Origin of the sequence: Streptococcus suis, assembly GCA_022354845.1 — a bacterium.
GTDB lineage: Bacteria > Bacillota > Bacilli > Lactobacillales > Streptococcaceae > Streptococcus > Streptococcus suis_AA.
In genome coordinates this window covers 509,991-521,634 of the sequence record CP031970.1, presented here as the reverse complement: position 1 = coordinate 521,634, position 11,644 = coordinate 509,991, and the positions used below count along the sequence as shown (strand labels likewise).

Here is an 11,644-nt window from a genome sequence, read left to right as displayed (position 1 = left end):
GGAATGAATATCCCAGTCCCAGTTTGATTATTTTTTCTTGCTTGCTACTTTTTGTTGGCTCTTAATTTGGCGAAGCACTTGTTGAACTTTTGCTTCACTCGGTTTTTGACCCATTTGGCTCATCATCAAACGTAAAGCATTCTCATCCAAAATTGGTTTATCAGCAATGTAGTTTTCTACCTGTCTACGTGACAAGTAAATACCCAAGGCCACACCACCTGCAAATGCCAATACAATAAGTAAAATAGCTAAACCTAAGTTCATCTGTCAATCTCCTGACTCTTCAAAAAAGTATAATTATGGATTGTTTTTAACAATCTTTCAATATTCCTATTATACCAAATTCCCTAGTCTTTTCCAAGACTTACCTGTCAAAATCAAAACCGTAAATGGTTGCGAAATAATCCTCAGGTCTTTCTGCACGACGAATCATGCGCACTGTGCCATCTTCCTGCAAAAGTATTTCAGAGGAACGCAGACGACCGTTGTAGTTGTAGCCCATAGAGAAGCCGTGGGCACCACTGTCATGAATGACCAAGGTGTCACCTACTTCTGCACGTGGTAATTCACGATTAACTGCAAACTTGTCGTTATTTTCACAGAGGGAACCTGCCACATCCACCACCTCGATTGGGGCATCTGGACGTGTCACATTTGTGATGTGATGATAAGCTCCGTAAAAGGCTGGACGCATGAGATTGGCAGCTGATGCATCGACACCAATATAAGTCCGATAGGTTTCCTTACGATGGAGCACCTTTGTAATCAAGTGACCGTGTGGCGCCAACATAAAGCGACCCAATTCTGTAAAGATTTTAACATGTCCCATACCAGCTGGTGTGAGAATTTCCTCGTAAACCTTACGAACACCCTCACCAATGACAGCAATGTCGTTTGGTTCTTGATCAGGACGATAGTTGACCCCAATCCCACCTGATAGGTTGACGAAGTCCAAGGTCACACCTGTTTCCTTACGAATTTCCAAGGCCAATTCAAAGAGTTGACGAGCTAAGATAGGATAGTAGTCATTGGTAACAGTATTTGAAGCCAGAAAGGCATGAATACCAAACTGCTTTACACCCAGTTCTTTTAACTTCTTATATCCTTTCATCAACTGTTCCTTGGTCATCCCAAACTTAGACTCTTCTGGGTGGTCCATAATATCTGTTCCCAGCGAGAAGACTCCTCCAGGATTGTAACGGAGGCAGACCGTTTCTGGGATACCAGCTACATTTTTCAAAAATTCAATGTGTTCATATGCATCAAGGTTAATGGTCGCCCTAACTTTTCGAGCATAGACAAATTCTTTCGCTTGGGTATCATTGGATGTAAACATGATGTCTTTGAAGCCTAATTTTTCACTCATCAGCACTTCTACATCTGTTGCACAGTCCACTCCACAGCCTTCTTCTTGAAGAATTTTCAAAATAGCTGGAGTTGGAGTCGCCTTGACCGCAAAATACTCCTTAAAGCCTTTGTTCCATGCAAATGCTGCATTGAGGGCACGCGCCTTCTCACGAATGCCTTTTTCATCATATAAATGAAATGGAGTTGGAAATTGCTCTGTGATTATCTCTAAAACTTCTTTACTAACAAATGGTGTCTTTGTCATATCGCTACCTCATCAAATATTTTTCCTATTATATCACAAATATGTGAGGAACTGTAGCTTTCAACTCCACCAAATACTTGCAAAATAAATTACGAGCGCTATAATGTGAATATCATTAAAAAAGGAGCAATATATGTCAACATTAGATTTTGATTTTGCAGAACGCTTGTATGCCGATTATCTAGCTAACCCAAGTTTACAAGCAACCGAAAATGCCGTTAGTCACAACGGACTTTTGAAATCCTTGGAAACACGCCAAAGCGCCATCGACAATGACTATGTCTTTTCAATCGATTTGACCACGGACGCCGTTTCAAACCAAAAGGCTTCTGGACGTTGCTGGATGTTTGCTGCATTGAATACTTTCCGCCACAAGCTCATCTCTGACTTCAAACTGGAGAATTTCGAGTTATCACAGGCCCACACCTTCTTTTGGGATAAATATGAAAAATCCAACTGGTTCATGGAACAAATCATTGCTACAGCTGACCTAGAAATTGGTAGCCGTAAGGTAAAATTCTTATTGGACACCCCTCAACAAGATGGCGGTCAATGGGATATGGTTGTTGCCTTATTTGAAAAATATGGTGTGGTACCGAAATCCGTCTATCCAGAATCTATCTCATCCAGTGCCAGCCGTGAGCTCAATCAGTACCTTAACAAATTGCTCCGTCAAGATGCACAAATCTTGCGTGACCTCCTTGCCAAAGGAGCATCTCCGGAAGAGCTTCAAACACAAAAAGAAAACTTGCTTCAAGAAATTTTTAACTTCCTAGCCGTTAACCTTGGACTCCCTCCCCGCAGTTTTGATTTTGCATATAGAGATAAAGACAATGTCTATCACCGTGATACAAATGTCACACCTCAGGCATTCTACGAGAAATACGTTGGTTTAAAACTATCTGACTATGTCGCCATTATCAATGCTCCTACAACTGACAAACCTTACAATAAATCTTATACAGTCGAATTATTGGGGAACGTCATTGGCGCCCCTGCTATCCGCTATCTCAATGTAGAAATGAACCGTTTCAAAGAATTGGCTATTGCCCAACTCAAAGCTGGTGAGTCCGTTTGGTTTGGTTCCGATGTCGGTCAAAGTAGCAACCGTCAAACTGGTATTATGGCAACCAACACCTACGACTTCACTTCAGGTCTGGGTATCCAATTCCATCAAGACAAGGCTGGAAGATTAGACTACTCCGAAAGTCTGATGACCCACGCTATGGTCTTAACTGGTGTTGATTTAGATGACAATGAGCAACCTCTCAAATGGAAAGTAGAAAACTCTTGGGGAGACAAAGTTGGTGACAAGGGATACTTCGTCGCATCAGATAGCTGGATGGACGAGTATACTTATCAGATTGTTGTCCGAAAAGAATTCCTCACACCAGAAGAATTAGCAACTTATCAAGCTCAACCACAAGTCCTTGCTCCATGGGATCCAATGGGAGCTCTAGCATAAGGCATACAAAAAAAGAGGCTAGGCCTCTTTTTTATTTGTCATAATTAGTCTCTACTCAAACCACCAAAGATACGAAGCAAGTTGAGGAAAAGGTTGATAAAGTCAAGATAGAGCTGAAGCGCCATGGATACGACCCAACCTTGGCCAACATTACCACCAGTTTGTTCGAAAACGTTGCGGATACGTTGGTTGTCATAAGCAATCAAACCTGAGAATACCAAAACAGAAATGATAGACATCATAAAGCTTAGACCTGAGCTACGAAGGAAGATATTAATAAAACTTGCAATAATAATTCCCCATAGAGCTGCACGCAATGCCTGAGCCATACCAGAAAGGTTTTTCTTCGTTGTCATCCCAATTACAGCCATGATAGCAAACATGAGAGCCGCTGACACAAAGGCAAGCACAACTGTTTCGCTAGTATAGAACATCAAAATCATGCTAATAGTGATACCATTGGTCACTGAGTAAGCAAGAAACATTGGTAAAGCCATTGGACTATTTTTAGCTGCCATCGTTGAAGCCGAAACGACCAAAGCAAGTTGTCCAATCATGATTAACATCATAATGAGTGAACCTGCACTAATCAAGCTAAGTAATAATGGTTGAAAGACTGTAACAGCTAGGAATGATACAAATGCTGATAGACCAATTCCCATAGCAACCACTCCGTAAATCTTGCCAAAGAAACGGTTGAGGGCGGTGTTATCCACCTGATTAATAATAAATGAATCGTTATTCATGATATTCTCCTTTAAATCATCTTATTGAAAACGAAAGACCTTGCTTTTTTTCCACTTGTGTTGCATAGGCAGACTCCATTCTCTTACTGCCCAATACTTATCAACACAAGTCACAATCCAAGACTCTTTATAGCGAGGAGGAGAAATTGTTGCACCAAACATATGCTTCACAATAATATCTTCTTCTAATTTATTAAGTTGAATGAGTTTCTGAGCATTGCGCTTAGCAATCCGTGGATGAACCCAAGCATGACTTTTATTAAACTTAGTATCTCTCCAGTCATAGAAAAATAGATCGTGTAACAGCCCACCACGAGCGGTCGATTTTGCATCCCATCCGAACTTTCTCGCAATTTTATAGCTTGTATAAGACACGTTAATGGAATGTTCCAACCGTGTGGAGTAATAATGATGAGGAATCTTCCCCAATTTTTGAACTTTAGGTGTAGCAATTAAATGCCCCACATAGTCCATGTATTCTTTATCTTGTTTATATGCAACCATTCTTTAAACCTCGTTGGATTATTATACCACACTATAGTACAATTGGCTTAAATAAAGCTAAATAGTAAAATTCCTGCTGCAATCGCCACATTGAGACTTTCAGCCTGTCCTGGCATGGTGATGTGAACAAGTTGATCCGCCTCATCAGCCACTAAATCAGAAATTCCCTGACCTTCGTTTCCCATGACCAAGGCAAAACTCGAATTTGACGTAATTTCCTTATAGTCAACCGACTGACTAGAGAGGGTCGTTGCCAAGATTTGTATCTGATTGCTTTTAAGAGCTGTAAGAATGGAGAAAATTGACATCCGATAAACTGGCAAATGGAAGTGACTCCCCTGCATGGAACGAAGCACTTTCATATTATAAATATCAGCCGACTTATCCGATAGAAATACTCCATCAAAACCAGCTGCATCAGCTGTACGAATCATTGTCCCAACATTTCCAGGATCCTGCACATCTTCCAGAACCAAAAATTTTCCATCCAAAGTCTCAGGTAAAAGTTGGCTCGGCAAAGCAAGTTGAGCTACTACCCCCTGAGGTGTCTTAGAATCAGCTAAATCTTGCATAATTTCAGGACTGACAACTGTCACATTGGCTAAACCTGCAACCTTTTCAAAATACTCTTCCTCCACAAAAATATGCTCAATTTTGGCTCCAGCCTCCATCGCTTCCTCCAGCAAATGCCAGCCTTCAATCAGATAAGAAGATGTCCGATATTTTTTCTGTTGTAATTTTTTAACTTGTTTGACCAAATTGTTAGTCTTTGAGCGAATGATGTCCATGTTTGTTCCTTTTCTTTTACTGTTCAACAACTTTATTAATAAAATACCAGGTACTCTTGATACCAAATATATCTTATTCCGTTAAGAAATCATCATCAAGATGGTGAACAGGATTACCCAACCATGATATAATAAAGTAAAGGTCTTGTCAAAAGGAGAAACTTATGCGTAAGGTAAAAATGATTGCATCTGGTATTGTCCAAGGAGTTGGTTTTCGATGGTCTGTCCAATACCTTGCTATGGAAATTGGTGATATAACTGGCAGGGTCTGGAACAATGAAGATGGTACTGTAACCATCCTCGCCCAATCAGAAAATGCTGAGAAGCTCAGCCATTTTATTCATGAAATACGAAAAGGGCCCTCTCGTATGGCCAAAGTGACCTATCTAGATGTTACCCTGGCCAATTTTGAGGACTATAAGGATTTTCAGGTTAGCTATAGATAAAACTTGTATATTTCCGTCAAAAAAAGTAAAATAGAGAGTATACTGAAAAAAAACAAAGGAACGAAAAAAATTGAAAAATAAACGTCTACTCATGTTGTCAGGCATGGCCTTATCAACTCTTCTTTTCTTATCCGGATGTGTACAAACTGATAAAAGCGGAAATCCTACAGGTTTCATTTGGGATTGGTTGGGGCAACCAATGTCCAACTTGATTCGCTTTTTTGCAGAGGATCAAGCTCTAGGATTTGGTCTTGCTATTATCATCGTTACCTTATTGGTTCGATTCATCATCCTCCCATTGGGAATTTACCAATCTTGGAAAGCTGCTATCCAATCTGAGAAGATGAATTATCTCAAACCGATTTTAGGCCCAATCCAGGAGCGCATGAAAAATGCAAGCTCTAAAGAAGAGCAACTTGCTGCGCAACAAGAGTATTTTGCAACTCAAAAACAATACGGTGTGAGCATGCTCGGCGGAATCGGTTGTTTGCCGATGCTGATTCAAATGCCATTCTTCTCTGCAATCTACTTTGCGGCTCGCCACACACCAGGAATTTCTGAAGCTACTTTCCTTGGTATTAATTTAGGTTCAACTAGCCTGATTTTGACAGTCGTTGCTGGTATTTTATACTATGCCCAATCGCTCTTAATGCAAGTCGGCATGGATGAAGAACAGAAAAAACAAATGAAAACCATGGCTCTGATGAATCCAATTATGATCATGATGTTCTCATTTGGGTCTCCTGCTGGAGTGACTCTCTACTGGGTTGTCGGTGGTCTCTTCGGTATTCTTCAACAAGCTATTACAAACTTCATTTTGAAACCTCGTATTCGTAAACAAGTGGAAGAGGAATTCAAAAATATCACAGTGACAGCAACTCCTCGTAAAACAAAGGATGTTACTCCAACTGCTTCAGCAGTCATTGAAGGAAAAACAAACAATAAGAAGAAAAATCGTAATTCTGGAAAACAACGTTCTAGATAATAAGCACTAAAAGATTGGGATTCCCAATCTTTTTTAGTACCTTCGTGAATAAAAAAAGAGAATCTTACGACTCTCTCCACACTATTATTTAGTTTTTTCAACACCTAGAATTTTCACATCATAGCTACCTGCTGGTGTTTCAATTGTAGCTAAATCCCCTGTCTTCTTACCAATCAAGGCTCTGCCAATTGGACTTTCGTTAGAAATTTTATTGGCAAAAGCATCAGCTCCAGCTGCACCGACAATATAGTAAACTTCTTCTTCTGTCTCACCAACTTCTTGAACTGTTACTGTTCTACCAATTGCCACTTCGTCTGCAGCAACAGCATCACTATTTACAATTTCAGCATAGCGAATTTTTGTTTCAATTGTTGAAATTTGACCTTCAACAAAAGCTTGTTCATCTTTTGCCGCTTCATATTCAGAGTTCTCTGAAAGGTCCCCATATGAACGTGCAATTTTAATGCGTTCCACAATTTCTGGACGACGAACGAGTTTTAATTCTTCTAACTCTTTTTCTAATTTTTCTTTTTCTTCCAAGGTCATTGGATATGTTTTTTCTGCCATGTTTTTTTCCTTTTTCATTTTTTTCAAGAAAACAAAATTATGTGGAATACCACATAATTTTGTTCTAGTAAAGACTAATTTATTCTAAATGCGCATTGACATATGTAGCAACATTCTGATCATGTTCCTCAATTGTATTAGCAAAGTAAACTGTTCCAGTAGTAACATCCGCCACAAAATAATAATAATCCGTTGCATTTGCATTTAAAACAGCTTCTATTGCCGACAAACTAGGACTATCAACCGGACCAGGCATCAGGCCTGCTCTCCAATAGATATTATAAGGAGATTCGATTGAAGTGTCAATATTCGTATCCTCGGCCAAAGTTGTTTCCTCACCTAGTTTACCTTGGGCATAGAGAATTGCAATATTGGACTGAAGAGGCATTTCTGCATTTAAGCGATTAAAGAATACACTTGCAATATTACGACGATCTTCATCTGTTGATCCTTCTTTTTCAACAAGGGACGCAAGTGTCAGTACTTCATTTACAGTTAGGTTTTTATTAGCAATCGCTTCATAATAAGGTTGAAGGCGAGCATCTGTTGTTGAAATCATTTGCTCAACCAAGTCTTCGATTGTTGCATCGTCATAATAATCATAAACAGCTGGGAAGAGGTAACCCTCTAATCTGTAAATAACTCCACTATCCGCAGCAGGTAGGCTAGCAAATAAGTTTGGATAGGTTGCAACCATTCGATCAATGAATTCTTGATTTGTTACTGTAGCTAAAAATTCCTCACTGGTAAATGGTGTTTTATCAGTTTTATCATCCGTTTTAGCATTCAATGTAACTGAATTCGCAATTTGTGTAAGTGTATAACCTTCAACGATTAACACTTTTCCTGCAGGTTCCTCTTGAGCAGTCGGTGTTCCACTTTCTTGCAAAGCTTTCGCAAGATCATCTACTGACATACTTTGCGATAGGTTATAAAATCCACTCTGGTAATTATTATAACTCTTAATTTTTGAGTAATAATTAAAAACAGTAGCATTTTTTATTAGGTCATTCTCAAAGAGAATATTTGCGATTTCCTTAGTAGAGGATCCTTCAGGAATCTCCACTTGAATCGTTTTTGTGGCTTCAGTATTAATAGGCTCCAAGCTTGATTTTACCCAGAAGAAACCAAATGTACAAGTAGCTAAAAAGAAGACAACTACCAATGACATAACCACCGCAACAATTCTTTTTGCCGTTCTGTCCTGTTTCTTTCGTTTTTGCTTATTTTTACTATGTGTACGGCGTCTTGGTTGACTTTCTTCGACTTTTATTGGCTCTTTTGAAACTGCCACTGAAGGGGCTATCAAAGTCGCTTCCAGTGGAATAATTTCTGTATCACCAGTAACAGTCGAAACGTCTTCTTTAGGGAAGTCGATAAATGTGTCTTCTAACGATGGACTTGTTGAATGAGCATCAAAACTCCCTTCAGACTGAACTGAAGCAGAACCCATTTTTTCAGATTCAAGCAACTGATCTCCTAAAAGTTCTGGATTAGCTGAAATGAAATTTCTAAGTTCTTCCAAATTACGCTCAACTGTATCTTGTAATACAGGTTGTGGTTGATCTCCCACGTTGCTATCAGTTTGTTTTTCATCCAATACTGTTATTTCTTCTGAAATACTCTCATCAGCACGCTCTTCTAATACTTTTGGAAGCTCTTCTGGTTCGTATTCAGCGACTTCACTATGATCAATTTCATTTTTCGCAACAGAAGCGATTGCCTCAATCTCCTCAACAACTTTATCATTTACTTGAGACAAGGTCTCTTCCGGTTGTCCTTCAAGGCGCTGGGCTTTCAATTCTTCGAGTTCACGTAAAATTTGATCACGAAAACTTGAAGGCTGTGCATTGTTGTCATTCTCTTTTGTCACAATTACACTCCTTTCACACAGTTATCATTCATTATAACTTAAAGCATTTATAAATGCAAGAAATTCCTGTTTTAGGGAGCATTCCAGTACATATCAAACCATGAAGTACCACCAAATTCAGACTCAGAAGGTCCGAAATCTGTAAAATGATTTATTTCATAATAACCGACTAAAACTTCTTTACAAGTTAAAGCAATTCCCACATAACCTTCTTGAAGAGCAACTTCTTTCAACGCTGCTATTAATAGTGTTCCAATTCCCTGTCCTTGATAATTTTTCGACACAGATAAACTAGCAATAGCCAGATAATTACCAACTGGAATCGTATCAGAAGATAAATAAAAAATCGCATCTGTCACCTTAGGAGTGGTGCATGGGCATGAGAGGATAAAGCCCACTAATTCACCATTGTTTTCCATTACAAGACATGTTTTTTGAAGCCTGTCAAGATAGGTAGCAAGGACAGCTTCCGAAATTTGTTCCTGGCTTGAAAAATTAGCTTGTTCAAGCTCCACTACTTGCTCTAAATCTGAGAATTTTGCAAAACGAATTTCCATACATTTTCCCTTAAATAGCGGAAAAACAGGGGCTAAAAGCCTCCGTCTTCCACTTTATTGAACATTATTTGTAAGGTTGGACAAAAGTCTTTCAAATGAGTACTCATATGACTGAATGTCACCTGCTCCCATAAATACAAAGACTGCGTTGTCATGATCCAACAGCGGTGATGTATTTTCAACAGTAAGTAAGCCACCTTTTTTATTGATTTTAGCCGCCAAATCTTCTACCTTGACCTGACCATTATCTGTTTCACGTGCTGAACCATAAATTTGAGCAAGGTATACTGCATCAGCACCATTCAAAGCGTCTGCAAATTCATCCAAGAGGGCAATGGTGCGAGTAAAGGTATGTGGTTGGAAAATGGCAACCAATTCTTTACTAGGATATTTTTGACGTGCGGCATCAATCGTCGCAATGATTTCAGTTGGATGGTGAGCAAAGTCATCAATAATGACTGTGTTATTAACCACTTTTTCAGTGAAGCGACGTTTTACACCACCAAAAGTCTTCAAATGCTCTGCAACCAACTGCAAATCGAAACCAGCGACATAAAGGGTAGCAATAACAGCTGTTGCATTCATCACATTATGCTTACCAAATGTCGGAATTTGGAATTCACCCAACTCTTCCTCGCCGTGACGCACCTTAAACTGTGATCCTGTAGTAGAAGGTTTGAGGTCATAGGCAATAAAATCATTGTTTTCGTTTAAACCATAGTAAAAGATGGGAGCATTTGCAGTGACTCTTCGAAGTTGCTCGTCTTCACCATATACAAAGAGACCTTTTTTTACTTGTTTTGCATAATCATTGAAAGCGTTAAATACATCTTCAAGACTTGTAAAGTAATCAGGGTGGTCAAAGTCAATATTTGTGATGATGCTATACTCCGGATTGTAGGGTGCAAAATGACGTTCATATTCATCTGACTCAAATACAAAATACTGAGCATTTGCTGAACCACGGCCAGTACCATCACCAATTAGAAACGATGTATCCGTAATATTACGCATAACATGCGCTAAGAGCCCTGTTGTTGAGGTCTTACCATGGGCACCTGCAATACCAAGACTTGTAAAGTCTTTCATAAATTCTCCCAAGAATTCATGGTAGCGTTTATAGGTATACCCATGTTCATCAGCAAATGCGATTTCAACATTATTGTCTGGACGGAAGGCGTTACCTGCAATTAATTCAACATCCGCTGTGATGTTTTTTTCATCAAATGGAAAGATTGGAATGCCAGCTTGTTCCAGCCCTCTTTGAGTAAAGTAATACTTTTCTACATCACTCCCCTGTACCTTGTGCCCCATTTGATGTAACATCAAAGCGAGCGCACTCATACCAGACCCTTTTATTCCAATAAAATGATAGACTTTAGACATTTCGTTCCTCTTCTATATGTGTTAAATTCAATTCCTGTGCAAGCTGACGTTCTCTCTGAATAGTCCGTTCTGGATAATTATAGACTTGGCTTTTTTTCAAAAAATCGTAAGAATTCTTTTTTACAGATTGAACTTGTTCACGATCCTCTTTCTTGAGCGAATAGACAGTTGGCATATCCGCTAAAATATACTCTGACTGACGCAGATTATTAGCCAAGCGAGTCAGTCTATCCACTTTTGTTCCAACTGTAGTTTCAGATGGAACAACAACTGGTCGGACACGAGATGGTTGAATCACAGTCTTCTCATCTCTCAAATAACCAGCCGACCGCTTTTTCTTTAAATCCTCTCTTGCTTTTTCGCGAGCCAGTTGTCCTTGAGTTTTTTCAGCAGGTAATTTGGCCCTTAGTAACTGTTGCCGATCTTTTCTTGAGTATCGACTCGGTGTAGCTTCAAAAAGTGGTGGTAATAGCTCGTCTTCTGACTGGGAGCTAGAACTATCTTGAGCCGACTTCTTTTTTTCTGTAGCCATTACGAAATCTCGCTCCTGATACGGCCCTTTAATATTACTGATTAAATCACTTTCATCATATAAACTCATTACAGGGTTAGCACCAATCAGAATCTCGTTATCTGCAACTAATGGAAATCTTCTCGCTTTTCGAATCATAAGTCATTCCTTTCAAAGACATATTATACCACATTTTTGTAAATT

13 protein-coding genes are annotated in these 11,644 nt (G+C 39.2%); 3 read left to right on the top strand and 10 right to left on the bottom strand.

The window, feature by feature from the left end:
* Positions 1 to 27 precede the first annotated feature (27 nt).
* Both D2A30_02770 and D2A30_02765 read right to left on the bottom strand, forming a co-directional pair.
* Positions 28 to 264 carry a YneF family protein gene (locus D2A30_02770; protein ID ULL20589.1) on the bottom strand — a complete coding sequence of 79 codons (237 nt, stop codon included), beginning with the start codon at positions 262 to 264 and terminating at the stop codon, positions 28 to 30.
* Between the two features lie 100 nt (positions 265 to 364).
* The gene (locus tag D2A30_02765) at positions 365 to 1,612 is read right to left on the bottom strand and encodes a diaminopimelate decarboxylase (GenBank protein ULL20588.1); all 1,248 of its coding nucleotides are present in this window, start codon (positions 1,610 to 1,612) and stop codon (positions 365 to 367) included.
* 133 nt (positions 1,613 to 1,745) lie between these two features.
* On the opposite strand from D2A30_02765, the gene pepC reads away from it, so the two are divergent.
* Entirely contained in the window at positions 1,746 to 3,077 is a 1,332-nt protein-coding gene (pepC, locus tag D2A30_02760) for an aminopeptidase C (GenBank protein ID ULL20587.1), read from the top strand.
* A 44-nt stretch (positions 3,078 to 3,121) separates the two neighbouring features.
* Here the strand turns inward: pepC and D2A30_02755 are convergent, their stop codons facing one another.
* From D2A30_02755 to D2A30_02745, 3 genes are read right to left on the bottom strand one after another with little or no spacing between them, the layout of a single operon-like run.
* Positions 3,122 to 3,823, bottom strand: a complete 702-nt coding sequence (locus D2A30_02755) for a Bax inhibitor-1/YccA family protein (protein ULL20586.1) — start codon at positions 3,821 to 3,823, stop codon at positions 3,122 to 3,124.
* Positions 3,824 to 3,844: 21 nt separating this feature from the next.
* Positions 3,845 to 4,327, bottom strand: a complete 483-nt coding sequence (locus D2A30_02750; protein ID ULL20585.1) for an HD domain-containing protein — start codon at positions 4,325 to 4,327, stop codon at positions 3,845 to 3,847.
* A gap of 47 nt (positions 4,328 to 4,374) precedes the next feature.
* Complete coding sequence (locus tag D2A30_02745) at positions 4,375 to 5,115, bottom strand: RNA methyltransferase (GenBank protein ULL20584.1); 741 nt, start codon at positions 5,113 to 5,115, stop codon at positions 4,375 to 4,377.
* Between the two features lie 164 nt (positions 5,116 to 5,279).
* On the opposite strand from D2A30_02745, the gene D2A30_02740 reads away from it, so the two are divergent.
* Together D2A30_02740 and yidC are read left to right on the top strand one after the other, a co-directional pair.
* On the top strand, positions 5,280 to 5,561 hold the full coding sequence (locus D2A30_02740) for an acylphosphatase (protein ULL20583.1): 282 nt from the start codon (positions 5,280 to 5,282) through the stop codon (positions 5,559 to 5,561).
* A 70-nt stretch (positions 5,562 to 5,631) separates the two neighbouring features.
* On the top strand, positions 5,632 to 6,546 hold the full coding sequence (gene yidC / locus D2A30_02735) for a membrane protein insertase YidC (protein ID ULL20582.1): 915 nt from the start codon (positions 5,632 to 5,634) through the stop codon (positions 6,544 to 6,546).
* Between the two features lie 84 nt (positions 6,547 to 6,630).
* Here the strand turns inward: yidC and greA are convergent, their stop codons facing one another.
* From greA to D2A30_02710, 5 genes are all read right to left on the bottom strand, one after another.
* Positions 6,631 to 7,113, bottom strand: a complete 483-nt coding sequence (gene greA / locus D2A30_02730; GenBank protein ULL20581.1) for a transcription elongation factor GreA — start codon at positions 7,111 to 7,113, stop codon at positions 6,631 to 6,633.
* A 79-nt stretch (positions 7,114 to 7,192) separates the two neighbouring features.
* Positions 7,193 to 8,986, bottom strand: a complete 1,794-nt coding sequence (mltG, locus tag D2A30_02725; GenBank protein ULL20580.1) for an endolytic transglycosylase MltG — start codon at positions 8,984 to 8,986, stop codon at positions 7,193 to 7,195.
* A gap of 71 nt (positions 8,987 to 9,057) precedes the next feature.
* Entirely contained in the window at positions 9,058 to 9,543 is a 486-nt protein-coding gene (locus tag D2A30_02720) for a GNAT family N-acetyltransferase (GenBank protein ULL20579.1), read from the bottom strand.
* Between the two features lie 54 nt (positions 9,544 to 9,597).
* The gene (locus D2A30_02715; GenBank protein ID ULL20578.1) at positions 9,598 to 10,929 is read right to left on the bottom strand and encodes a UDP-N-acetylmuramate--L-alanine ligase; all 1,332 of its coding nucleotides are present in this window, start codon (positions 10,927 to 10,929) and stop codon (positions 9,598 to 9,600) included.
* Positions 10,922 to 11,599 (bottom strand): hypothetical protein, encoded by a 678-nt coding sequence (locus D2A30_02710; protein ULL20577.1) that lies wholly within the window; start codon positions 11,597 to 11,599, stop codon positions 10,922 to 10,924. Before D2A30_02710 ends, D2A30_02715 begins: the two co-directional genes overlap by 8 nt.
* Positions 11,600 to 11,644: the final 45 nt, after the last annotated feature.